Annotated in this window: 23 protein-coding genes; 10 read left to right on the plus strand and 13 right to left on the minus strand. The window is 48.1% G+C overall.

What is annotated here, in order from left to right; all coding sequences use genetic code 11:
* Window positions 1-20 precede the first annotated feature (20 nt).
* The gene (locus EP181_RS09485; protein ID WP_127471418.1) at window positions 21-2120 is read left to right on the plus strand and encodes an EAL domain-containing protein; all 2100 of its coding nucleotides are present in this window, start codon (window positions 21-23) and stop codon (window positions 2118-2120) included.
* A gap of 96 nt (window positions 2121-2216) precedes the next feature.
* On the opposite strand, the gene coaBC is transcribed toward EP181_RS09485, so the two are convergent.
* The 5 genes from coaBC to EP181_RS09510 form a co-directional block, all read right to left on the minus strand.
* Complete coding sequence (gene coaBC, locus EP181_RS09490) at window positions 2217-3497, minus strand: bifunctional phosphopantothenoylcysteine decarboxylase/phosphopantothenate--cysteine ligase CoaBC (protein WP_127471419.1); 1281 nt, start codon at window positions 3495-3497, stop codon at window positions 2217-2219.
* A 371-nt stretch (window positions 3498-3868) separates the two neighbouring features.
* Window positions 3869-4798, minus strand: coding sequence for an IS3 family transposase (locus EP181_RS09495; protein WP_127470533.1), 930 nt, complete (start codon window positions 4796-4798; stop codon window positions 3869-3871).
* Window positions 4774-5061: a transposase gene (locus EP181_RS09500; RefSeq protein WP_127470532.1), complete on the minus strand. Its 288-nt coding sequence runs from the start codon at window positions 5059-5061 to the stop codon at window positions 4774-4776. Before EP181_RS09500 ends, EP181_RS09495 begins: the two co-directional genes overlap by 25 nt.
* Before the next feature lie 167 nt (window positions 5062-5228).
* On the minus strand, window positions 5229-5783 hold the full coding sequence (locus tag EP181_RS09505; protein ID WP_127471420.1) for a cytochrome b: 555 nt from the start codon (window positions 5781-5783) through the stop codon (window positions 5229-5231).
* Between the two features lie 601 nt (window positions 5784-6384).
* Entirely contained in the window at window positions 6385-6774 is a 390-nt protein-coding gene (locus EP181_RS09510) for an acyl-CoA thioesterase (protein WP_127471421.1), read from the minus strand.
* Between the two features lie 71 nt (window positions 6775-6845).
* Here EP181_RS09510 and radC point away from each other — a divergent pair, with 71 nt between their 5' ends.
* Window positions 6846-7526, plus strand: a complete 681-nt coding sequence (gene radC, locus EP181_RS09515) for a RadC family protein (RefSeq protein ID WP_127471422.1) — start codon at window positions 6846-6848, stop codon at window positions 7524-7526.
* Window positions 7527-7551: 25 nt separating this feature from the next.
* On the opposite strand, the gene EP181_RS09520 is transcribed toward radC, so the two are convergent.
* The 3 genes from EP181_RS09520 to EP181_RS09525 are packed head-to-tail and all read right to left on the minus strand — an operon-like array spanning window position 7552 to window position 10657.
* Window positions 7552-9528, minus strand: coding sequence for a BCCT family transporter (locus EP181_RS09520; protein WP_127471423.1), 1977 nt, complete (start codon window positions 9526-9528; stop codon window positions 7552-7554).
* A gap of 56 nt (window positions 9529-9584) precedes the next feature.
* A complete protein-coding gene (locus EP181_RS12070; protein ID WP_197723370.1) occupies window positions 9585-9722 on the minus strand; it encodes a hypothetical protein in 138 nt (45 codons plus the stop codon).
* A 50-nt stretch (window positions 9723-9772) separates the two neighbouring features.
* Complete coding sequence (locus EP181_RS09525; protein ID WP_197723371.1) at window positions 9773-10657, minus strand: porin; 885 nt, start codon at window positions 10655-10657, stop codon at window positions 9773-9775.
* Window positions 10658-10927: 270 nt separating this feature from the next.
* On the opposite strand from EP181_RS09525, the gene selD reads away from it, so the two are divergent.
* From selD to EP181_RS09545, 4 genes are all read left to right on the plus strand, one after another.
* Window positions 10928-11998, plus strand: a complete 1071-nt coding sequence (gene selD, locus EP181_RS09530; RefSeq protein WP_232023415.1) for a selenide, water dikinase SelD — start codon at window positions 10928-10930, stop codon at window positions 11996-11998.
* Window positions 11998-13206: a tRNA 2-selenouridine(34) synthase MnmH gene (gene mnmH, locus EP181_RS09535; RefSeq protein ID WP_127471425.1), complete on the plus strand. Its 1209-nt coding sequence runs from the start codon at window positions 11998-12000 to the stop codon at window positions 13204-13206. Before selD ends, mnmH begins: the two co-directional genes overlap by 1 nt.
* A gap of 7 nt (window positions 13207-13213) precedes the next feature.
* Window positions 13214-14071: a lipoprotein intramolecular transacylase Lit gene (locus EP181_RS09540; RefSeq protein ID WP_127471426.1), complete on the plus strand. Its 858-nt coding sequence runs from the start codon at window positions 13214-13216 to the stop codon at window positions 14069-14071.
* Between the two features lie 148 nt (window positions 14072-14219).
* Complete coding sequence (locus EP181_RS09545) at window positions 14220-14720, plus strand: helix-turn-helix transcriptional regulator (protein WP_127471427.1); 501 nt, start codon at window positions 14220-14222, stop codon at window positions 14718-14720.
* 26 nt (window positions 14721-14746) lie between these two features.
* Here EP181_RS09545 and EP181_RS09550 read toward each other — a convergent pair whose 3' ends face one another.
* The 5 genes from EP181_RS09550 to EP181_RS09570 all read right to left on the minus strand — a co-directional run bounded on the left by EP181_RS09550 (window position 14747) and on the right by EP181_RS09570 (window position 20022).
* Complete coding sequence (locus tag EP181_RS09550) at window positions 14747-15301, minus strand: cytochrome b (protein WP_127471428.1); 555 nt, start codon at window positions 15299-15301, stop codon at window positions 14747-14749.
* 27 nt (window positions 15302-15328) lie between these two features.
* Window positions 15329-16606, minus strand: a complete 1278-nt coding sequence (locus tag EP181_RS09555) for an FAD-dependent oxidoreductase (protein WP_127471429.1) — start codon at window positions 16604-16606, stop codon at window positions 15329-15331.
* Between the two features lie 12 nt (window positions 16607-16618).
* The gene (locus tag EP181_RS09560) at window positions 16619-17677 is read right to left on the minus strand and encodes a c-type cytochrome (RefSeq protein ID WP_127471430.1); all 1059 of its coding nucleotides are present in this window, start codon (window positions 17675-17677) and stop codon (window positions 16619-16621) included.
* A 223-nt stretch (window positions 17678-17900) separates the two neighbouring features.
* Window positions 17901-19358, minus strand: coding sequence for a sensor histidine kinase (locus tag EP181_RS09565; RefSeq protein ID WP_127471431.1), 1458 nt, complete (start codon window positions 19356-19358; stop codon window positions 17901-17903).
* Complete coding sequence (locus EP181_RS09570; RefSeq protein ID WP_127471432.1) at window positions 19336-20022, minus strand: response regulator; 687 nt, start codon at window positions 20020-20022, stop codon at window positions 19336-19338. The genes EP181_RS09565 and EP181_RS09570 overlap by 23 nt, the downstream gene beginning before the upstream one ends.
* 196 nt (window positions 20023-20218) lie before the next feature.
* Between EP181_RS09570 and EP181_RS09575 the strand changes: the two genes are divergently transcribed.
* The 4 genes from EP181_RS09575 to EP181_RS09590 all read left to right on the plus strand — a co-directional run bounded on the left by EP181_RS09575 (window position 20219) and on the right by EP181_RS09590 (window position 25307).
* Window positions 20219-20527, plus strand: a complete 309-nt coding sequence (locus EP181_RS09575; RefSeq protein ID WP_127471433.1) for a hypothetical protein — start codon at window positions 20219-20221, stop codon at window positions 20525-20527.
* Window positions 20528-20559: 32 nt separating this feature from the next.
* Window positions 20560-21762 (plus strand): cytochrome-c peroxidase, encoded by a 1203-nt coding sequence (locus EP181_RS09580; protein ID WP_127471434.1) that lies wholly within the window; start codon window positions 20560-20562, stop codon window positions 21760-21762.
* Window positions 21763-21945: 183 nt separating this feature from the next.
* Window positions 21946-23238 carry an ATP-binding protein gene (locus tag EP181_RS09585; RefSeq protein WP_127471435.1) on the plus strand — a complete coding sequence of 431 codons (1293 nt, stop codon included), beginning with the start codon at window positions 21946-21948 and terminating at the stop codon, window positions 23236-23238.
* A gap of 167 nt (window positions 23239-23405) precedes the next feature.
* Complete coding sequence (locus EP181_RS09590) at window positions 23406-25307, plus strand: PhoX family protein (RefSeq protein ID WP_127471436.1); 1902 nt, start codon at window positions 23406-23408, stop codon at window positions 25305-25307.
* The last annotated feature ends 64 nt before the right edge of the window (window positions 25308-25371 follow it).

Here is a 25371-nt window from a genome sequence, read left to right on the forward strand (position 1 = left end):
AAACTGGTCACGGCACATCGATGAAACCCAATCAAACCTCTGAACGCGCTTTTTTTAACCTGCAACTAAGCAGTGCTTTGGCGTTTATTTTTGGGCTGGCATTGGTGCTGACCATCTTTTTCATTTACCAACAATGGCACGCTTATCAACAACACGCGCAAGCGTTTCGCGCTCAATTTAGCCAAACGCAATTTACGCAGTTAAACGACCAAATCAAACGTGAAACGCGCCTTATTAACGCCCTGATTGACAAAGGTCAGTTTGACGCCGCTCAACAAACCCAAGTGCTCAATCGTCTGCGTGAAACCCGCATTGGCCCTGAGCAAATTGGCTACTTTTTTGTTTTAAAGCTTAACCAGATCGACGGCGGCGCCGACTTTGCCCGCCATTTGCTGTTGCCCATTGACCCTGCACAAGAAGGGCTGCCCATGGACTCCAGCCTTAAAGATTCACAAGGCCACGCCTATCGTGAAACCTACCTTAAGCAGCTTAAAGAAAATGGAACCGCCAAAGTATCGTATTGGTATCAAAAACCAGGCGCCCAATACACCAGTCAAAAAGTGACGCAAATTGAGTGGATAAAACCGATCAACTGGCTCATCGGCGCCGGATTATACACCGACGACATTGAAGCGATTATTTATCAACAACAGCAGCAATTAAAGGCTCACTTTGTGCGCCAAGCCGGCATCTCACTGGCGCTTACCGTGCTGTTTATTAGTCTAGCCCTAATGGTGAGTTTAAGATTGCAAGCGCGATTAAAAACGCGTTTTGCGCAACTTAAAACCAACCTTACGCACTATCAAACGCAACTTGAAACGCTTAACCAAACACTCGAATCTGAAGTGGCCCAAAAAAGCCAAGAACTGGAAGACCTATACCAACACGACGCGCTGACCGGCTTGTTTAACCGGGCTAAACTGCTCAGCGATTTAGCCAAGCGCAAAAACCTAACCACTCCGCCACCGTGCCTGCTGATTTCGCTTAACATTGACGATTTTAAAGCCTTAAACGAACTGTTTGGCATGGAGCTGGGCGATCAATTGCTCATCACCGTCAGTGAAAATCTCAAAGTCCAACTCCCCAATGCCAAACGCTTATACCGCATTGGCGCCGATGAGTTTTTAGTCTGGATGCCCAACAGCCTACAAGCACCGGGGGCGTTAGACGCGCTGCTGCAGCAGCTGCATCAGGCGTTAACCGTCGATTTGCAAGCTCCCAATTTACAAACCATCTCGTTTAACTTAACCATTGTGGCCACCACCGCACTTTCCAGCCCGCTAAGCGAATTGGAGATGGCGATGCGACTTGCCAAACAAAAGAAAAAAGACATTTTAATTTATGCCCCGCAAATGGATCAAAAACAACGCTCTTTAGACAATCTGCACATCACCAGTCTGTTAAAGCAAGCGCTAGCCAATGATCAAGTGATGCCGTACTTTCAACCCATTTACAATCTTCACACCCAAAAAATTGACAAATACGAGTGTTTAATTCGAATTAAAACCCCAACCGAGGTGTTATTGCCCTATCAGTTTTTGCCCGTGGCCAAAAAGTCCAAACTGTACGCGCAATTGATGCAAGCCATGTTGGTTAAAAGCTTTGCCATGTTTGCCAACAATCAGTACCGATTTAGCATTAACTTATCATACGAAGACATTGTGGGTGAAGACATTCCCAAAACCTTAGAGCACCTGCTCACCCCCGACATTGCACCACGAGTGATTTTTGAAATTTTAGAAACGGAAGGGGTCGAAAACTATCAAATCGTCTCGAGTTTTATTCAAAAGGTTAAGGCACTGGGCTGTCAAATCGCGGTAGACGATTACGGAACGGGCTTTTCAAGTTTGGAACACTTGCTCAAGCTCAACATTGATATTTTAAAAATCGACGGCTCACTCATTCAAAGTTTACCGCAACCCCATGCCATGGCCATTGTGCAAAGCGTGGTGTTTTTTGCCAAACAACTCAACATCACCACCGTGGCCGAATTTGTCAGCCACGCCGATCTATTAAGCTGTGTGAACGACTTGCAAATTGATTACGCCCAAGGTTTTTACATAGGCCAACCACAACCCACCCTGCAAACTGAGCCACTTAAGCCAATAACCGCGAATTAAACACCCAATTGGCTTTGACCAGGCCTGGTTATTTTGGTTTTACCGCACATAAAACCAAACCCATCATTGCAGGCTTGACCCCCAATCTATGGCGGTTTACGGCGCAGATGCCGTGTCGTGGCACGGCATGACGATAGGATGGTTTGCAATAAAACCCAGCAACGCCATGGCTTGTTGGGTTTTGCTGGATGTTGTCAAAGGCTGCTCTTGTGTTGCCGTCATTAACGTTAAAGCGTTGTGGTCTTGCTCAAACCCCATTTGCTCGCCCGCGTGCTCACCCACTAAATTGGCGCATATCATGTCCAATTTTTTGCTGTGCAACTTACCGCGCGCGTACTCAAGCACGTTTTGAGTTTCGGCCGCAAATCCGACAACAAAAGGCTTACCTTCTATTTTTGGCTGGCTGGCCACCCACGCCACAATGTCGGGGTTTTTAACCAAGTGCAACGTCATCTCATCATTATCGGCATTTTTTTTAAGTTTGTGTTGCGCCCACTGCGCCACTCTAAAATCGGCTACCGCCGCCGCACTGATAAAACAATCGGCGGTTAATGCGTGCGCTTGCACCCATTCAAACATGTGCAGTGCACTGCGAACATTCAATCGATTAACATTTTGTGGCGTCGCCAAATTGACCGGGCCGGCAATTAACGTGACTTGTGCACCCGCCTTGGCCGCGACTTGCGCAATCGCAAAGCCCATTTTGCCCGAACTTCGGTTGCCCAAAAACCGCACCGGATCCAAATCTTCATACGTAGGACCGGCGGTAATCACCAACGATTTACCACGCCAATACGCCGTTAAATCTAACCAGGCCTGGTCATCTTGTGCTGTGCGTTGCTTTAAATCGTGCTGAAACGCCAACACCGCCTCAAAAATAACCTGCGGTTCGGGCAGTCGCCCTTCGCCCACTTCGCCGCACGCTTGTTCACCCAAGCCAGGATTTAACACTGTTAAACCGCGCTGTTTTAGCACCTCAACGTTTTCTTGGGTGGCTGGGTTGTTCCACATTAAACGGTTCATCGAGGGCGCGAGCATAATCGGTTTTTCGGTCGCCAAACACACGGTGGTGAGTAAGTCATCGGCACGCCCCATGCGCAGTTTGGCCAGGGTTTCGGCACTGGCTGGCGCAATCACAATCTGATCTGCCCAGCGCGCCAGTTCAATATGCCCCATGCCGGCTTCTTGGTGCGCGTCAAATAAACTGTCGCGCACCGGATGCCCAGACAACGCCTGAAACGACAAAGGCGTAATAAACTCTTTAGCACCGGCGGTCATCACCACCTGCACATGATGGCCGGCTTTTACAAATAATCGCGTAAGTTCCAATGCCTTGTACGCGGCAATGCCGCCGGTAACGCCTAAAAGTATGTTCATGGTTGTGTGGGTTCTTTTTATGATTTTTTTGTGGTTTTTTTAAGGAACAGCCTTTGCACGAATAAAACACAACAGAAAAATAAGTACAAACTTATCTGATTGCGACTAAAAATCCAGCCAATTGAAAGCTATTGACAGGTTTTCTAACAAAAACCAGATGAATTTTAACCCTTTTTATCCGTGTATTCACGCGTCGCAAAGAGCTTGTTTAAAGTAACGCGGTTTAAAGTTTAAATTCAGCTTTGCTATTTTTCATGCGCTCATGATACCCAAATACCAACTTAGCCGCCAAGCTTGGTTCGTTAAACTTAACTCCAAGCGCTTAATTATGTATGCCATTCGTTTTAGTTTTATTAATTCGCACTGGAGTGTCAACACTTTTTCGTACCTAGATTTTCTTCAATTTCTTTTAGTCGGTCTAGCCTTATTTGCTCGAACTTTGCAGGCGCAATATAACCGTTCGAGCTGTGTGGCCTGATGTGGTTGTAGTGCCCCATATATTCCGAAACCAGCCAACGCATTTCTTGTTGGTCGATTAATTTTGTAAGCTGATAAACGGTTTCTGTTTTGAAAGACTTAAAGAAGCTTTCAATAACGGCATTATCCCAACAATTTCCGCGACGACTCATGCTTTGCTTAATGCCCCAATGGGCAATCAGCTTGCGGTAAGCATTACTGATAAATTGACTGCCTTGGTCCGTGTGAACCATCAGTCCTTTTGGTGGTTTACGATTCCACAGTGCTCTTTTTAATGCGGTTTCGATGAGCTCTGAGCGCATATGCGATTCCAATGCCCATCCGACTACTTTTCTTGAGTAGAGGTCAATGTAGGTGGCCAAGTACATCCAGCCTTGCTGGGTTTTAACTTGCGTTATGTCACCGACCCATACTTGGTTGAGGTAGCTGACTTTAAACTCCCGTTTGAGTAAGTTTGGCTGTATTTTTGGGTCATTAATGGCCGCACTGCTGGCTTTCTTAAACTTCTTACGAGTGTGGACGATTAGGCCTTGTTCTCGCATGATTCGAGCAATCTTACGCCGACTCATCGTCACTTTCTTTTCGTTGGTTAAATAACCTTTTATGCCTCTTGCTCCTGCATTTCCTTTTAAGATGCCGAAGGTCTCTTTAACCAAATCAGTATTCTCTTTTTGTTCGGCTGCCTTATCTGTGGGGTCTAATTTTAGCCAGCTATTAAAGCTGCTGACGGGCACGTTTAATACCTTACACATCAGTACAAGCGGGAATTCTTCTCGATGCTTTTGTATCCACGCATACTTTATTTCTCGAGACTGGCGAAGTATGCGGTGGCTTTTTTTAAGATGTCTCGCTCCATTTTGGCTTGAGCGAGTTCTTTTTTAAGCCGTTTATTTTCTTGTTCTAGAGATTCCGAGAGTTTTGGAATCACAGCCAAATCATTTTTAAGTTTATGTGCACGAACCCAAGTGTAAACAACGGTAACGGGTAACTCATAATCTCTTGCGGCTTGAGCTGAACTTCTTCCACCATTGACGATGGCGTCAATAACTTCTTTTTTAAGTTCAAGGTCGTATTTTGCATTGGCCATTTCGGGTCTCCTTTGGATGGTGATTTTATAACATCATCTAGGTACGAAATAGTGTAACCACTCCGCACGTTATGCTTAAGATTTTTACGGCCATAACCTCTGCGGCCGGCGTGAATTGGTGGCGTTCTTTTTTGAAGACTTATTAATTAGTTAAGACCTTGCAACGCTTACTCTTTTTTGCGCGTTGGCCACATTCGTATCAGTGTATTGTCTTTTAACACATAATGATTAAACAACGCTGCTGCCACATGTAACGCAATCAGGGCATAACCTATTTGCCCCAACACCTCGTGCAGATCTTCAAATCGCTCGGCCCACAAGGGGTCTGGAGTAACCAGACTGGGAACATTTAGGCCAAAAAACCAAATGGTTTTGGCCTTGGCGCTGACCATAAGCCAACCCGCCAACGGGGTAAAAAACATAAAACCGTATAACGCAATGTGCCCCCAACGCGCGGCGATGGCTTGCATGGCACTGGGTGCAGGGGCAATTAAGGGCGTAAGTTGAATCCATTGCAACAATAAACGCACCCCCACTAACCCCAAAATAAGCAAGCCAATGGCGTGATGTAAATTTTTTATCCAAAAACGCACATCACTCTCTTTGTCAAACATGCCTTTTAATTCAATGCTGCCGTAGGCCAGCACAATCAGTCCAAACATAAGCCAATGTAAGGCTATTGAACTCACGCCATAATGCGCTCTGGTGTTTTTTAAATGCATCTGTTCTCCTTATATGGCCATTTTAAACAGCCACCTTATATAAACATTTCTACTTGCGAAAAAATGTCGGCAAACAAATTGCCCATCCAATCAAATATATCGCGGTAATATCGGCGATGTTGTTGCGATTCATTTCAAGCGGAACATAGCCTAAATTAGCAACCGATTGTGAGGGGGGGCACAACCCGTTGTTTTTAGAACGGGTAAAACGACAGCGGCGTCATCATGCGATTGTTTAAATCAGTTTCGTTGGTGGTCATCAATGGCATGCGCCGAGCAGGTAAACCTTCTTTATTACTTTACGCCGTTAACACTCTACGACAATCTATTGCGGTTAAAAAATACTCTCTCTTAGCTTTGACGACGAATGTTTAAAATGTGCAAGCCAAAGATTTGAAGCTGATTTTGTAAGCCTATCAAGAACTTTATCCTGAACTGGATTTAAGCCAATGTTATTTATTTTTGGATGAAATCTAAGAAATCAATGGCTAAAAAAGGTTATCCAAAGTTGTTATTCAACGTTGCTATTCAACGTTGCTATTCAACTTTGCGATTCAACGTTTGAATCGCGTCATCAGTCGGGTTGCTCAATTTAAAACACCTAAGCCTGCAGCAAACTTTCTAAATGCGGCGAAGCCATGGGGCGACCTTGCTCGTTTACCGCCACACCCAGGGTTTTGGCGCTTACAATCAAGCGGTTATCGGTTTGGTGGTAAATGTTTTGCACAAAGGCGTATTGAATGCGCGAGAGTTTTTGCACGGCCACCGTAACGTAAAAATCGTCTTGCGATTTAAGCGGTTTTTTGTAGTCAATTTCAACGCGCAACACCATTAAGTTAATGCCCGCGTGCGCTAACGCCGCAAAGTCTACGCCGTTGGCCAATAAAAACTCATGGCGCGCGTGTTCTAAATAATTTTGATAGACGCTGTTGTTAACGACTTTTTGCAAATCGCATTCGTAATCTCTTACCCGCATGGTGTACGTAAACATATTAATTTTACCTGTGTTTTAATTTGAGGTTATAGTGTTGGCATTGTGTTGTTTTGCATAGGAGTGCGCACATGGCCATTACCGATTGGCACGAAAACGATCGACCGCGTGAAAAATTGCTTAAATTTGGTCCGCACAGTTTAACCGATGCCGAATTGCTGGCGATTTTTTTACGCGTGGGCATTAAAGGCAAAAGTGCGGTGCATTTGGCGCAAGATTTATTAGACTATTTTGGCAGTTTGGACGCGCTGTTAAAAGCCGACCAAACTACTTTTTGCCAAGCGAAAGGCCTGGGCGAGGCCAAATACGTGCAAGTACAAGCCATTTTAGAGATGTCGCAACGCCATTTTAAAGCGCAGTTGCAACACGGCCAAGCCATGACCCAACCCGAAAGTGTGGCGCGCTATTTAAGCCATCAACTGGGATTTGAGCACCGTGAGCAATTTGTGGTGCTGTTGCTAGACCAACAACACCAATTAATTCACACCCAAACCCTGTTTGTGGGCACGCTTAACCAAGCCACCATCCACCCGCGCGAGGTCTTAAAAGTCGCTTTAGACCATCACGCTGCGGCGGTTATATTAGCCCACAACCATCCATCGGGCGACCCCACGCCCAGCGCCGCCGACCACCGTTTAACCCAACTGCTGGTAAACGCGCTAAGCTTGGTGGACATTAGAGTGCTTGACCACTTTATTTTAGGCGACAGCGGGCGCTGGCATTCGTTTGCTCAACAGGGGCAAATGCCTTAAACCGCATTGGCGCCGCTTTAATGGTTTAACGCAATACATGCAAAAAGTGCATGTGTTTATGATAGTGGTCAATAATGTCATTAATTAAAGCCTGCTTTGACCAGCCCATTACATCGTAATCCTGGCCACCTTCACGCAGATGAATTTCCGCTCGGTAATAACGTGCAGACTCTTCAAAACTCTCTTCGGGTTGATCCACTTGTGTAAACTCGGGTTTAAGGTGTGATCGACTGCGAACCTCATACACAAAGTCGGCTTCTTCACCGTGAAAAACCACCATTTTAACGCGATCTTTTTCGGCGTCGTACTCCACCTGAGCCACCAGAGATTGGGCGTTTAACTCCGCCGCAACTTCTTCACACGCCGCTTTGGCTTTTTGTTTAATAAAGCGGCTCACCACCGACTGACTTGGATAGTCAATGATGGTGTGCAAACGTTCTTTCCAGTCGCCTTGATTAGCCGGTGCAATGGGAGCCATGTTTAACTGTAAGCTGTCGCGTTTGGCCATGTCCACTCGCAACGCCTTAATTAAACCATAGGTCGCAATAAGCAATACCACCGAAAAAGGCAACGCGCTGGCAATGGTCATGGTTTGCAAGGCGCCTAAACCGCCCATTAATAATAAGATGGCTGCAATTAAACCTACGCCGACCACCCAATACATTCGTTGCCACAACGGGGTGTCGTCACGGCCGCTTGAGCAGAGCATATTAACCACCATGGCGCCTGAGTCGGCCGACGTGACAAAGAAAATAACCACCATTACAATAGCAATAAAAGACAGGACAGCACCCCATGGAAACATGTCTAAAAAGGCAAACAACGCCAGCGCCACATCGTTTGAAACCGCTTCAGACAAGCTGTTCATTCCGCCGTTTAAAATCATATCAATGGCCGAGTTGCCCAAAAATGTAAACCACATTAAGCTAAAGCCCACCGGAACAAACAACACGCCAATGACAAACTCTCTAATTTTACGACCACGCGAAACTCTGGCAATAAACAGTCCCACAAAAGGAGCCCACGCCAGCCACCAAGCCCAATAAAAGATTGTCCAACCACCAATCCAATCGGTTTTTTGATAGGCAAACAGGTTAAAAGTAACCCGAACGATGTCCGATAGGTACGCACCAGTGTTTTGAATTAAGGCCTGCAATAAAAACACCGTTGACCCTAAAAACAGCACCAACAACATTAAAATTACCGCCAAGCTCATATTTAACTCTGAAAGCCGACGAATCCCTTTATCTAAGCCAGTGGCAACCGAAATCGCCGCCAATCCGGTTACCGCAGCAATTAAGACCACTTGCATCATCGCACTGATTGGCACGCCAAACAGCGTGTTTAAACCGCTGTTCATTTGCAATACACCGTATCCTAACGAAGTGGCAATTCCAAATACCGTACCAATCACCGCAAACACATCCACAGCATGTCCTATTGGACCGTAAATTCGATCGCCAATAAGCGGATACAAGGCCGAACGTAACGTAAGTGGCAGTCCATGACGATAACTAAAAAAGGCCAAAATGAGCGCCACAATGGCGTATATGGCCCAGGCGTGTAATCCCCAATGAAAAAAAGTAATGTTCATGGCCTGACGTGCGGCCTCTACCGTGCCGGGATCACCAACCGGGGGGGCTAAAAAATGCATAACGGGTTCGGCCACGCCAAAAAACATCAATCCAATGCCCATGCCCGCCGAAAACAGCATAGAAAACCACGTTAAGTTAGAGTAATCGGGCGATGCATGGTCAGGACCAAGCTTAATTTCTCCATAACGGGACAAGCCTAAAAACACCACTGTAATGAGAATAATCGCAACCGTTAAAATATAAAACCAACCAAAATTAACAATAATGGCGTTTTGCAAACCACCCAATACCGCCTCGGCGTGGGTAGGAAAGGTTACTGCATAAATCAGCAGCAAAACCACCAATCCTGAAGCGGTGTAAAATACCGGCGGATTTAACTTGGCCGGTGCTAAAGTCGAATCGGACATATTTCTCTCCTTGGTAAAACCAAACGTAACATCACTAAACTAAGCGTCCATAACCCTTAAAAATCGTATCGCGCACCCAAAACCAAAGCGTGACCGTTTGATTGCGTTTGATACCCTCCTAGCGGGTTAAACTCTTCGGAATCTGGCGTGTAAATGGCGTAACTGTTTTCTTCATAAAAATACTCAACAAACACTTTAAACGCTTTGGTGTATTGATAATCGACCCCAAGATGGTAAGAAGAACCTATAAAAATGCATCGGCTTCATCATTTTTACCGGCTTTACCATCGCCTTTAGACACCATGGCTTTAAACGTATAGTCGTTTAAAGTATATGAACCATACAAATTGGCCACCATTGGATTGGCATTTTGCACAACCGTATGATGCGATTGCAATTGCTCTACTTTAGTAGCAAACCGCCAAGCACCGCTGTGATAAGAGCCCGACACCCCAAGTAAATTAGCGCGTTCGTCATGGCTGTCTTGATACGCCAGCGCCAGTTGAACCCCTTGGTGTTGATACGACAATGCTGTTTGCAAAGTATCTAAATAGGCGGTGCCCGCGCCATCGGTCATATCAACGCCTGACACGGTTAACTGCACGCCGTTTAATGGCGGTGTTGTGTACGTGAGTGCTTCACGGCGAAAGGTTGCGTGGGTGGCAAATCCAGAATAAAACGAGCTAAAATAATCGACCGGATAAGCGATGTTATTGTAATAAGCCAACCATTGATTGCCCAAAGCCAAAGAGCCCCACTGGTCGCTTGACGCGGTTATTTTAGCGATGCGTGGCCCGTTATTTTCTTTATAAAATCCTTGAAAAAACGACGGATCTTGCGCTTGCATTTGCGCCACATCCAACGGAAACTCTAAGACCGCGCCCAGTTGCACGCCATTGTCTAAGAGGTAATTGGCCTGAACCCCAAGCCGAGAGTACGCATCTCGCAAGCCGTTGTAATGATTGTCTTCACCGGCTTGCGCCTTATCGACCACTACCGACTCGGCTTGAACACGCAAAGAACCATAAGGGGTGAGCGTTAATTCGGCAAACGCGGCTGTTGCGCCACTTAAGCCAAACAAAAAAATCAGAGCAGAAACTAAAAATGCAGTACCAAAAAATTTTGACATAAGCCGTCCTTTTGAGTTTAAAAAAACGCGCTATTTTAAAAAAATTAAGCAGGCTGACCTTTTCAACCGTAACACACCCCGCCTACCTTATCAAATAGGCTTAATGCCAAAATTAAGCACTATTATTAAATTAATAAGCTCATAAACTGATTACAACACCGTTGTACCGGCTGGCGTTTAAAGTGGCTAATGACCGGCTAATATTAACGTCACACAACCAGCTCAAGTTGGTAAACTAGTGCCCTTTAAAGCCTATGGATGCAAACCCACATGATTAAACTCACCGAATACAGCCATGGCGCAGGCTGTGGCTGTAAAATTTCGCCGCAAATTTTAGACTGTATTTTGCAAACTCAATTGCCCGTAGCCGCTCACCCCAATCTGTTGGTAGGCAACAGCACCAAAGACGATGCGGCGGCGTACGACTTGGGCAATGGCACGTCGGTGTTAAGCACCACCGACTTTTTTATGCCGATTGTGGACGACCCGTTTACCTTTGGGCGCATTGCCGCCACCAACGCCATAAGCGACATTTACGCCATGGGCGGCACACCGCTTATGGCGATTGCCATTTTTGGCTGGCCGATTGACAAACTGCCGCCCGAAGTAGCGCAACAAGTGATTGAAGGCGGCCGCGCCACCTGCGAAGCCGCCGGCATTCCGTTGGCGGGCGGGCATTCGATCGACGCCCCCGAACCCATTTTTGGATTGGCGGTAACCGGCCTGGTCAATAACGCGCATTTAAAACGCAACGCCGGCGCACAACCCGACTGTCAACTGTTTTTAACCAAGCCGTTGGGCATTGGTATTTTGGCCACCGCACAAAAACAGAAAAAAATAAGCCCCGAACATTTAGAACTTGCCATAGACGCCATGACCACACTCAATACCATCGGCGCGCAATTTGCCACGCTTAAGGGTGTAACCGCACTCACCGACGTAACCGGCTTTGGTCTATTGGGGCATTTACTTGAAATTTGTGAAGGCAGTGGCGTTACGGCACACATTGAATTTGCCAAAGTGCCGGTATTGCCGCACGTTTTAGACTATTTAGCGCAAGGCTGCATACCTGGGGGCACGGGGCGTAATTTTGACAGCTACGGTCACAAGGTCAGCACCGCCAACGGCGAGGCGTTAACCGACATTCAAAAAATGATTTTGTGCGACCCGCAAACCTCGGGTGGGTTATTAGCCGTGGTGGCCAATGAGACCGTGGCCGAATTTAAAGCCATGGCGTTACAGGCCGGACTGGCGCTTGAATCGATTGGCTTTACCGCACCATTGACAGCACCCGTAAACTCGCAAACCGGCTTACAACCCGCTTACGTTGTGGTGGTGTAATGACCCAAGACAACGCGGCCATCACCCAATTTAGCCAAGACCTGCCCCAAACCGCCGACTTTAAACGTTTGGTGTTAGAACAAACGCCGTTAATTGATGTGCGTGCGCCGGTGGAATTTTTACAAGGTGCGTTTAGCCAGGCGATCAACTTACCGCTCATGACCGACGCCGAACGACACGCCATTGGTGTGTGCTACAAACAGCACGGCAATGCGGCGGCGGTTAAACTGGGGCATCAATTGGTTAATGAGGCGGTGCGTGCGCCCAGAGTGCAGGCCTGGTTAGACTTTGTAAGCCAGCATCCCAACGCGTTGTTGTACTGCTTTAGAGGTGGCATGCGTTCTAAAATTGCCCAACAATGGTTGCGTAATCAGGGCTGCGACATGGTGCGTTTAAAAGGCGGCTACAAAGCGTTTAGGCGGTTTTTAATTGACTTTTTAGCCCACGCGCCCGCCCAGATGCAGGCGCAAAACATCACCCCGTGGGTGTTGGCCGGGCGCACCGGTTCGGGTAAAACCCAAGTGATTCACACCCTCCCCAACGCTTTGGACTTAGAAGGTTTGGCGCACCATCGCGGCTCAACATTTGGTCGGCACGCTTGGGCGCAACCCACGCAAATTAATTTTGAAAACCAGTTGGCCATGCACTTAATGCGCTTAATAGAAGACGCTATAGACCCTATACGTCATTTAGTAATTGAAGACGAAGCGCGCAATATTGGCTCGGTGGACATTCCCAAGCCGTTGTTTGACCACCTAAAATCGTGCGCTCGCGTGGTGTTAGACACACCATTGCCCGAACGACTGGCCATTACCTATGACGAATACGTGGTGCAAGCTCAACAAGAATACGCCACCCTGACCGACTGGGAAACCTTTATGCAAGCCGCACTGGCGCGCATTCAAAAACGCTTGGGCGGAACACGCTACCAGCACATTTTGCAACAATTTAACCACGCGCTGAGTGTGCAACGCAGTGATCCCAGTCAGGCGCAGGATGCGCACCATGCCTGGATTAACACGCTGTTGGTCGAGTATTACGACCCAATGTACGACTACCAAATGGCCAAAAACCAACAACCCATCGCCTTTAGTGGCAACGCTAGCGCGGTGCAAGAATTTTTTGCGCACCTTAATCAAACCAGCGATTCAGGGCAAACAGCGCAAAACTTAACCCCTTTACCCAACTTACCAGGCCTGGTCAAATGAGTATTTTGTGTTAAAGCGCCTGCCTGTCTTGGCACGCTCTTGGTTAAACGTGTCGTGGTTAAATCTGTCTTGGTTTAGCTTTATTTGGCTAAGCTTTATCTTGGCGATTTACCTAAGTTGGTTTGCGTTGGCGCAGGTCAACTTTTTGTACCCCATCTGGTATGAATACGCAGGCATTAAACAAAACATAGAACAATTTGCACCGCAAAATCAATACCGAAAACACTTTGAGCACACCGACGATGCCACCCGAAAAACCTTGTTTGCCTGCATCGTGCAGGCCATTCGTCAAGGTGATCATGAAGGTCAAGGTCAAGACAATCCAAGCAATCCAAGCAATCCAAGCAATCAAACCGACCAAAGTTTGCGTCAATTACATTACCAAGTAACCTTGCCTAGCGTGTTTGCTCCGGTAACGCTGCACGTGCCGTTGTTGCACAACGCCGAAATTACCCATTTAACCGACGTGGCCAATCTTATTAGCCGGTTAAAAACTGTCGGTCTTGCGCTGTTAATGGCCTGGAGCGCGCTGCTGTTAGGGCTGCTTTGGCGCAACACGCCTTTTGTGAGCCAACGCACGGTATGGCTTAATGTGGCGCTCGGATTAGGCGCAATCGGCTTGCTGGTGAGCGCTTTAGGCGCAAAAACCGTGTTTTACCAACTGCACGTTTGGGTGTTTCCGCCCCAACATCCGTGGTTTTTTTACTACCAAGACTCGCTCATGAGCACCTTAATGAAAGCCCCCGACCTGTTTGCCTACATTGGTGCGACGCTGTTAATGGTCGCTTTACTGCTGTTTAGCGCACTCACCTTCGTCCTGCGCGCGCTGTTTAAACGCCTTAAAACGCGCCCAAAAACGCTTTAACCAGGCCTGGTTAAACCCTAAAAAGCAATTAAATGAGACCTTTACACGGTAATAAACTCTAAATTCAGTTTAAATTCAGCTTGGTTCATTATGATAAGTCTCTATTCTTAACCGGTTTAATCGTCACATTCAATTGGGAGAACACGGCATGCACGCCATTCGCTTTAGTCTTGTTATTTTTAGCTTAATTTTTACCATCGCCCTGACCGACATTGTCTACGACTGGGAAGAAGCGGGCGCGATTGATTCGCACGTGATGGTTGAGATGTTTATGGCCATGGCCTCGTTGGTGGCGTTTGTGGTGTTAATGCGGTGTATGTGGCTGGACAAAAAAGCCTTAAAAGAGTCCGCGCAACGTTTATCGTCGGCCAAAAGAGCGTTAAGTGCGGCCGAACATCAAACTCAAAAACTCATGGGGGATTTTTCTAAAATTATTCAGGCGCAATTAACCGACTGGCAATTTACCCAAAGCGAAAAAGAGGTGGCGTTGTTGCTGTTAAAAGGCTTAAGCCTAGAAGAGATTGCGGTGGTACGCGAAACCAAAGAGAAAACCGTGCGCCAACAAGCGTCCAATTTGTATAAAAAAGCCGGCGTCTGTGGCCGGCATGAATTGGTGGCGTTCTTTTTTGAAGATTTGTTAATAGATTGAGATCGTTACACGAAACCGTTACACATTCACTCTTTTTTGCGCGTTGGCCACATTCGTATCAGTGTATTGTCTTTTAACACATAATGATTAAACAACGCTGCTGCCACATGTAACGCAATCAGGGCATAACCTATTTGCCCCAACACCTCGTGCAGATCTTCAAATCGCTCGGCCCACACAGGGTCTGGGGTAAACAGGCTGGGAACATTTAGACCAAAAAACCAAATGGTTTTGGCCTTGGCGCTGACCATAAGCCAACCCGCCAACGGGGTAAAAAACATAAAAACGTACAACGCAATGTGCCCCCAACGCGCGGCGATGACTTGCCTAACACTGGGTTCGGGGGTAATTAAAGGGGTAAGTTGAATCCACTTTAGCCCCAATCGCACCCCCACCAATCCCAAAATAAGCAAGCCAATGGCGTGATGTAAATTTTTTATCCAAAATCGCACCTCACTCTCTTTGTCAAACGCGTCTTTTAACTCAATGCTGGCGTAGGCCAGCACAATCAGACCAAACATAAGCCAGTGCAACGTCATTGAACTCACGCCGTAATGCGCGCTGGTGTTGTTTAAATGCATTTAATGTCCTTTTAACCCCTTCTTGACTTACGCAAATGTGTCAGAAAACAAATTGCCCGCCCAGTTAAACATATCGCGGTAGTTATCGGCAGACGGCGCTTCTGAGGCGGGATAACCCACCCCTGGCACCAACTCCATTTGTTGACTGATGCTGTTGTACTGATACACCGCCGTTAACCACGACGCCGTATTAGACGAGATAGGACTATAACAGGCCGAGTTGGTTTTGGGGGCACTGTCGAGTGGAAAGTTATTTAAGGTTCGCAAAATAGCGTCAGCACAGACTTTGGCTTGCGAATTACCCATGTGCCCCGCTTTGGGTTGCCCGGTGCCCTGACTGTCGCCAATAATGTAAATGCCCGTTGCCCCCGCAACGGTTGACTCATAACTAAGTGGATTAATGGGCGCCCAATTGCCACTGTTTACCCCAGCGGTAAAAATAAGCGGCGCCGCCTTTTGGTTGGGAATCACATTTAAGACTTTTGCGCTTAACGTTTGGTTGGCCGCACCACTCACACTGTAGGTGACGCTCTTTGTTGCTGAGTTAACCGATTGCACCACCGCATTGGGCACATAGGTTATGCCGTAGCTGGCAAACGCCGCACTGAAGGTGAGTTCTTCAATGGTAATGCCTGGGTTTGCGTCCAGCACCGTGACGGTGCAATTGCTTAAGCCTTTGCTTTTAAGAAAGTCGGCCACCACGCAGGCGCGCTCATAAGGTCCAGGTGGGCAGCGATACGGGGCGGCGGGCACGGTCATGACAAACGCATCGCCATCGACCATGGTGTCTAATTGTGCTTTTAACAAATTGGTTTGCACCCCCGCCTGCCAGGCGTGCGGCACTTGGTCAAAATCGTGCCCGGGTGCGGCCACAAAATCAATGCCGGGGGCAAGCACCAAACGGTCGTACGCTATGCTTTGTCCGTTTGATAAAGTAAGGGTTTTAGCGGTTTTATCCACATTTGTGACGGTGGCGTGCACCATTTTTACCGCATAACGCTGATGGTGGTTTAAATACCCAAAACTCAATCCAGCGGTAGTTTTTTGTTCATTTAAGACCAAATTACTTAAAATAGGCGACACGTAAGTTGGGTTGGGCTCAATTAAGGTCACTTGCACCCCTAACCCGCCCCACATTTTTAAATATTTGGCGGCGGTAGCGCCGGAAAAACCGCCCCCCACCACCACAACGTGAGGCACGGTGGCGGCACGCGCCACACCGGGCAATAAACTGGGCACCAAGGCAAACGCCCCTCCCAGACCCAAAGCTTTTAATACCGTTCTGCGTGAAAATTTGGTTGTCATGGTTATTCCCCTTTAATCGTCATTGTCGTCGTTGTCGTCATCATCGCCGTCGTCCCCAGAACTACTGGGTTGCGCCATGAGCCAGCTGCTCATGGCGGCAATTTCGGCGGCGGTGTAACCGTGGGCTTGTGCGGTCATAATGGCGGCATCGTCCAATATTTCGCGGGCTAACTCATCACCCTCGTCGGTAATGCTGTCCCAACCAGTCACCGAACGACCGTTGGTGCCGTGACATTGCGCACACTGCGACACCAATAAACGCCCAGTGCTTAAGGTGTAGTTTTGCACCGATGCGGCCACCACGGTAGTGGGATGGTCGTCAGCGTCGTAATCGTCGTCTATGCCATCGTCGTCACTGTCGTGATCATCGTCTTCGTCTTCATCATTCGTACCGTCGCCATCATCATCGTCGTCTTCACGGTTAAAACGGCCGTCGTTATCGTCGTCCTCGTACACATTAGGAATGCCATCGCCATTAGTATCTAAAAGGTCAAACGAGACCGCTTTTACGGTCATGCCAGCGGCACTGGGCACCGCAAGCGGCGCGTCGGTCACGCCGTCGTTGTTGGCATCGATGATATTGTTGCGATTCATTTCAAGCGGAACATAGCCTAAATTGGCGGCCGATTGCAGGGTAAACAAACCGCTGCTTTCGGTACTGGTAAACGACAGCGGCGTAATCACGCGATTGTTTACATCGGTTTCGTTGGTGGTCATCACCAAGCGGCAATCTAGGTTGCTGGGTAGGTTTAAGGTAAAAGGGTGCTGTGCGGTGCCGTTGTTGGTCGAACTGACTTTGTAATACGCGCCATTGGCGCAAAAGGCCTCAATTAACGTGCCCGGAACCGTACCGCTAATGCTGGCGGTCGTCGGCAGAGGAACGACTGGATCGGTTACCGGATCGTTCGAAGAACCGCCACCGCCACAACCGCTTAATAACAGCGCGGCACACAACGTGGACAAAGCCCAAGGGGCATGGCTCTGGAAAGAGCGAGTTTGAGTGTTATGTTTAACAACCCGTCCGCAATGCAAACGGTTTAAATTTTTACGTATTTCAGGCATCTGGCTCATGTTGGACTCCTTAACTATGCGCTAAATTTTTGAACCTTATGCACAACCTTGACGACTCAAGTGGTTCAAATTTATCGCTAGCGTAAAGTGTCAAACGGCGCATTAAAAGTGGGCAAATGTCTTTTGGGACATATGCCCTAGGCTTTGTAAGCCTTATAAACCAAGATAAATCAAAGCAACCAGGCCTGGTCAGTCGCATTTGGGCACAACCATTCACCCAATACTACATCGTAGGCAAAAACACCTTGGCCACTGTTCCGCTAGGCTTTTGTTGAGATGGGCAAGTGCCCGCAGTGCAATGCGATTGCAAACGCACTTGCCAGCCATTGGCGTTAGCCAACGCCTTAACCACCGCCAAGCCCAATCCGCTGCCGCCCGTGTGCGTGTTGCGCGAACGTTCTAGACGATAAAACGCTTCAAACACCTGCTCTAATTCGTGCGCGGGAATGCCTGGACCTAAATCGGCTATGGCAATTTGCCAGCCATTTTGCCGGCCATTGTTAACCCAGTTTAGTGCAACGGTAATGGGTTGATTGGGCGCGTAGCGCAACGCGTTGTCCAACAAGTTAGACAACACCCGCTTAAGCGCCAAAGCGTTGCCCTCCCAAAAGGTTGGCGCGTCCATGCAAGGCTTAAAAACAATCTGTGAAGACGTGCCATACGGTTCTAACCAGGCCTGCACAAACGCATTTAAATCGCATTGATCTATTAAATGGCGGCTTTGAGTCACATCACGACCCAAATCGACAAACTCGCCAATGAGTTGATTCATTAACGTTAAATCTCGGGCAATCGACTCAACCAATCCCGCTGGTGTGCTGCTGGGCAACAGCTCTAGCGCCAACTGCAAACGGGTAAGTGGCGTGCGTAAATCATGCGACACGCCGCTTAACAACACCGTGCGTAAGTGCAGCGCGCGCGCCTCATTGTGCAACAGTTGGCCAATGGCTTGGCTTAGGCGCATTAACTCATCACTGATGTTGAACGACTCTTTTGGCCAAACGGTGGAAGGGTTTTGCTGTTTGCGCGCGTCCAATTGCGCCACCATGCGCGCCAGCGGTTGAGTCATATTGCGCACCACCCAAACCGACACCGCCAACGCCAGCACCACACTCAACGCCAACAGCAACAAACCCAGCTTGGGCAAACCCTGACCAAAATGTTGCTGGGCTATGCCTAACTGCAAGGTGTGACCGGCTAAAGAAATCGTTGTCCAATACTCAAACGGCGCATCGGGTGGCGCGTTGGGGTCAAAAGACCAAACAACAGGTTGATTAAATTGGCGCGTTAAGGCCTCGGCACTCCAGCGCAAAAAGGGTTTGCTCGACGCATTTAAAGGGGCGTTTGCGGCCAGAGCACTGGCAACACGCAATTGCACGCCGTGCTTTAGCGCCAGCTCGGCTGCAAAATCGGCGCGTGCATTGGGTGGCAACTCTACCCAAGTTTTAACGCTTAAGGCCATAAACGCGGCTTGATCGAGGGCGTTTTTTTCGGCCATGGGTTTTACCACCGCTAAAAACAGCACGCCCACCAACAAGGCGGTAAACCCCAGCATTACGCCGGTTAAACGCAGGGCGATATTAAAAAACAGGGTATTGGGCAAGCGGGCTAACAACCGTTTAAATCCTTTTATAAAAACCCGATTGACCAGGCCTGGTTTACACATCCAAACGGTAGCCAACGCCGCGCACGGTGCGCAAATGCTCTGGGCGTTCGGGATGGGTTTCTAATTTGCGTCGCAGACGGGTAATGCGCACGTCCATGGCGCGGTCAAACGGCCCGCGCTCATAGCCTTGCAACTGGCTGACCAGCACGTCGCGGCTGACCACTTGGTTGGGGGATTGCAACAGTAAACTAAGTAAATCGGCTTCGCCTTGCGTGAGTGCGCAGGTTTGACTTGAATTTGGCTGAATTAAGCGCAGTTTATCGGCGTCAAAAAGCCATGCACCAATGCGGGGCAAGTTGGGTTTAGTCGCAGACGATTCTGTGTTGCGGCGCAGTAACGCGCGCAATCTTGCCACCAGTTCACGCGGGTTAAACGGTTTGGCCATGTAGTCGTCGGCGCCCACTTCTAACCCCACAATACGGTCAATGTCGTCGCCCAACGCCGACAGCATCAACACCGGAAAAACATAGTTTAAGCGCAGGTTTCTTAAAATAGACAATCCGTCCAGGCCTGGCAACATCACATCCAAAATAAGGCAATCGGGTGTGCGCAACGCCAGAAGCTCGTCTAACGCTTGAGCGTGCTGTGCGGCCCTCACTTCAAACCCTTGCAGGGTTAAATAAGCGCTTAACAGCTCAACAATGCCTGCGTCGTCTTCGACCAAAAAAATTAACGGCACGGTAGCAGCATAAATAGAAATGTCCTTTGAAAAGTGTCTTGCGGTATTGTGCCCTGTTAGCCCGCGCCTTGTAAACGCGCTGTAACACTTTGTTACAAAACCCAACCCCGCTGAAACCCATTGAAACCACTTTAAAAACACCCAAGCCGCATACTGCAGGGCGTTAACACACGTTGAGTTTAAAAAGGCACGCACTATGAAACAGCATCGGTTATTACGCCACGCACTTTGGATCAGTACTTTGGCACTTTTAATGGTCAGCAAACCGGTTTGGGCGCAAGAAGCGCACACCCAACAAAATCTGCAAAACCAATGGGGGCCACAACAACCCAGCCCCAGCGTACCCAATCCACTGATTTACGGCACGCCCAGCACATCCACTGCCCCGTCGCTAGGTGGGTTTGGCCAGGGTTATGAACAAAGGCAACAGCAAACTAAACAAAAACAACCATCGTCACAACACACCAAAGGCTCAGGGTCAAAACGTGCGCAATCGCCGTATTAATCCTGTGTCAAGCACTTAAAAAAGGAATCCTTATGCACGTTAAAACTACGCCAAAATGGCGCATTACCGGCGCTTTTATCGCCTTCGCCGCCGCAAACTTAGTGGGTTGCGGCGGAGGTACAACCAACGACGCACCGGCCAGAATATCGCCGGCCAATGTAGACCCTGTGGCCGCAGCCGCATTGGGCGAATTGCTGTTTAACGACCCAAATTTATCGTTAACACGTCAGCAGTCGTGTGCCACGTGCCATAACGCCGAGCATGGTTTTATCGACAATCGTCCCAACTTTTTAAACTCGGCAGTCTCATTGGGTGACGATGATGCGTCTTTGGGCACGCGCAATGCGCCTACGGTGGCGTATGCGGCGTTTATTCCGCTGTTTGCACAAGGCGCAGACGGCCAATATTTGGGTGGACAGTTTCACGATGGACGGGCTAAAAATTTAGGCGCGCAAGTGAATTTAAACGGCGGCCCCATTTTAAACCCGGTTGAGATGATGATGCCCGACCAGGCCACAGTCATTGCCCGTCTACAAGAAAACCCCGATTATGTGGCCAAATTTACCACGCTGTTTGGTGCCGATGTGTTTTCAAGAAACGATACCTTTATCTTTAATCGCATTGGTCAATCGATTGCCGCCTATGAGAAAACAGCCCTCTTTAGTCCATTTGACTCAAAATACGACCGCTACTTGCAAAGCGCCTACACCCTAACCGACACCGAAACCTTAGGCTTACAACTGTTTAACCAACACTGCGTGCAGTGCCATCAATCGCAAGCCACAACGGGTGTCAACCAAGAAGTGTTTAGCAACTTTAAATACTACAATTTGGGCGTGCCCAACCATCAAGCGGTCAGAGACGCCGTGGGCGATCCATCGGCCGACCCAGGTTTAATGGGCAACCCCAATGTAAACAACGACCCGCTACTGGCCGGAAAGTTTAAAACCCCCACACTGCGCAATGTGGCGATTACCGGGCCTTACATGCACAATGGCGTGTTTCAAGACTTACGCACCGTGCTGCAATTTAAAGATCATCGCCGCATCATCAACAACGCCGAGCGTACCATTAACCCTGAAACCGGCCTAGCCTGGTCAGACACCGATTACACCGACACCGTGGATTACAGCAACGCGCCGGCCTTAAGCGACAGCGACATTGACGCCCTAATGGCCTTTTTACCCCTGCTTACCGACGCCCGCTACGAAGCCTTATTACCAGGCACGCCCTAAACCTTAACCACAAACGTGAGCGCTTAACCGACCAGACCTGGTGGGTTAAGCAAATACATGGCAGGGCGATCCGCTTAGACAAGTTGCTTAGACAAATTGTTTAGACAGATTTGAACCGTGGGCTTGCACCAAAGCCTTAAAACTGTCTTTACATAAAATACAATTTGCAGTAAATTGTCGTTTATGAATACAAAATCACTCTTTAAACAACTCATTGCGGACTTTCATGCCGCACCGATACGCCCATTAATGACGCGAGATGTGGTGTTGCCACTGGATATTGAAAAAATTGTGGTCGTCACTGGCATGCGCCGAGTGGGTAAAACCTCTTTACTGCTTAACGCCATCGAGACTCTGCGGCAATCCGTTGCGGTTCAAAAAATACTCTATCTTAGCTTTGAAGACGAACGTTTAAACGTGCAAGCCGAGGACTTGGATCTAATTTTGCAAGCCTATCGAGAGCTTTATCCTGAACTGGATTTAAGCCAATGTTATTTCTTTTTTGATGAAATCCAAGAAATCAGCGGCTGGGAAAAGTTTATCCGACGTTTGGATGACGCCATCAGTCGGCACATTTATTTAACCGGCTCCAACTCCAAGCTTCTTAGTTCAGAAATTGCCACCTCCTTGCGCGGCCGTTGTTTGAGTTTTGAGGTCTTTCCACTAAGTTTTGGCGAGTTTTTACGCTTTAAAAACATTGCCCCAGACCTGATTAGTTCTAAGGGCCGAGCGTTGATCGGTTTAGAGTTTGAACGCTATTTAATACAGGGCGGATTTCCGGAGTTGGTCAACATTGAATCAAGTGAAATTCGCCGCAAAATTATTCAGGATTACTACGATGTCATGTTGTTTCGTGATGTCATTGAACGCTATCAAGAAAGCAATATTCCAGCCCTCAAATATTTTTTAAAACGGGTTTTAGAAAGTGTGTCCAGCTCGCTCTCGATTGCAAAAATCCATAACGAGATGAAATCGGCTGGTTTTAAGGTGGGCAAAAACAGTCTGCACGATTATTTAGCCATGAGCGAAGCGGTTTACTTTACGGTCATCGCCAGTAAATTCGATCCATCTATTGTGCGACAAACGATGGCTGAAAAAAAAGGCTATATCATCGACAACGGATTTTTAACCCAACTTAGCTTTCGATACCAACACGATTACGGCAAATTGCTTGAAAATTTAGTGGCGATTAGTCTGCGTCGCCAAGACCCCAATGTGCATTTTATTAAGGGCGTGCAAGAGTGTGATTTTGTATTATCCACTGCAAAAGGTCTTTTGCCCGTGCAAGTTGCTTACGACCTGAGCCACCCAGACACCTTAGCGCGCGAGCTAAAAGGATTGGTCAAAGCCGCGCAATTTTTGAATGCATCAGCCGGAATCATCGTCACACTCAACGAAGAGCGCACCTTGATACATCACGGTATTAACGTAACCATCTTAAGTGCTTGGCAATTTTTATTAACAGAACTGAATTAAACGTTAACACGCGTCAAAACACGCTTTGACCTGGTCAAAGTGTAAAAACATTAAAAAGTTTAAAACTTAAGCGAACTGACAAAATTCTGTAACAGCCGTTTGTTACCCTTAGTTTGTTACCCTTAGTACACTTTTTGTTAACGCATTCTCAATTGAGCACCTCTAAAATGAAACCAACCACTCTTAAAATCAGCTTGGCGTTAAGTGCCCTTACCCTAGCCGTACTTTCGCTGGCGTATTTGGACAACTCCGATTCTACCAATACCACAAGCGCCGCTTTGGATGCCAACAAAACCTTTGCCTCAATTGAATTCACTGACACGGCCGCTCCCAGCACGGCGGCACAAATGGCGACCACCTACACCGAATCCAGTGCCATTGTGACCTACACCGACGGCACGAAAGACACCTTTCCATTAAGCTACACCAAATTATTTGGCGTTAACGACAAAGTAGGCACCAACCCCTATCCAGCCGGCACCTTGTACAACGAAGCCATGCAACCCATCTTAGACCCTAACGGTCTACCCGCCGTAGCCGAAACCCCGGACGCCAACAGCTTATTAAACATTGACGGTCAAATTTATTTAATTTCGCATTTAGAATACGACTGGCGCGAAGTGCTGGCCGATGGTTCAGAATCGACCGCGCGTTTGGCGCGTAAACCCATGAGTATGATTTTAACCAAAATGGCGCAAGACCCTAAAAGGGGTGCATTAACCGCAGTCGATCAAGCGCCCATTGACTTCTCAAACGTCGATGGCCTGTGGATTCCGTGCTTTGGTTCGCAAACGCCCTGGAACACCCATTTAGGCTCGGAAGAAGATTACGACTTGCAATACAACCCACTGGCCACAAGTTATACCGTCACCCAATCGGGACTGGATCAGTTGGATAATTTGTACTTTACCTCCAGCAGTACACCCGTTGCCAACCCTTATCATTATGGCTACATGCCAGAAGTCACAGTAAACGCAAACGGCACACCCAGCGTGGTCAAACATTACTCTATGGGACGCGGTACCTGGGAGATGTCTAAAGTGATGCCCGATGGCAAAACCGCTTATCACGGCGACGACGGCAGTAACGTGGCCTCTATTATGTACGTGGCCGACAAAGCCGGCGACTTAAGTGCTGGCACACTGTATGCGGCTAAGGTAACCGAACAAACCGGTTCTTATTCAGCCAATATTAAGTGGGTCAAACTGGGACAAGCCACCGATGCACAAGTTAAAACGCTGGCCGACACGCATAGCTTTGGGGATATTTTTAACAACGAAGCCGCCAACCCTGATGGCACTTGCCCAACCCTAACACGGGTGCGCGCTGGTTCAACCACCGACGAATGCTTAAGCGTTAAAACCGGCAAAGAACAAGCGGCGGCGTTTTTAGAAACCCGTCGTTATGCGGCGTTACTGGGTGCCACCACCGAATTTAACAAAATGGAAGGCATTGCGGTTAACAACAAAGACAAGCATCTGTACATGGCCATTTCGTATTTAGATGGCGGCATGAAAGACAACGGTTTGCCGGCTAACATGGAACATTTAAAAATGGCTAAAATCAGTGCCGGTGCGACCTTAACCCTGCCGATGGCGGCTGGACAAGACGACATTAATGGCAATTTAATCGCCTCAGACTACGTGGTTACAAACTTTTACATCGAAGACAATTTGCGTGGCCGTGACATCACTCCCGACGCGTTGGGTAACATCGCCGACCCAAGTTACATCGCCAACACCGACAACGTGTTTTTCTCTGAAAAAATGCGCACTCTGTTTATTGGTGAAGACTCGGGCACACACGTTAACAACTTTGTGTGGGCTTACAACGTCGACACCAAAAAACTCTCACGCATTTTAACCAACGTAGCCGGTGCCGAAGCGACCGGCCTACAAGCGGTCGAAAACATGAATGGCCACGCCTACATCATGAGCAATTCGCAGCACCACGGTGAATACATCAGCACCATGAACGCCGATCTTGCAGCCGCTGTGGACGCCATTGGCGTGCAAAAAGTTAATGCCGGTAACTTTGGTTACATTGGCGGAATTCCTGCCATTAAATAAGGCGAACCAGGCGTGATCGCACGCTAAATTTGTCCTAGCCAGCGTACCGAACCCTTCGTGCGCT

This window comes from Thiomicrorhabdus aquaedulcis, assembly GCF_004001325.1.
GTDB classification, from domain to species: Bacteria; Pseudomonadota; Gammaproteobacteria; order Thiomicrospirales; family Thiomicrospiraceae; genus Thiomicrorhabdus; species Thiomicrorhabdus aquaedulcis.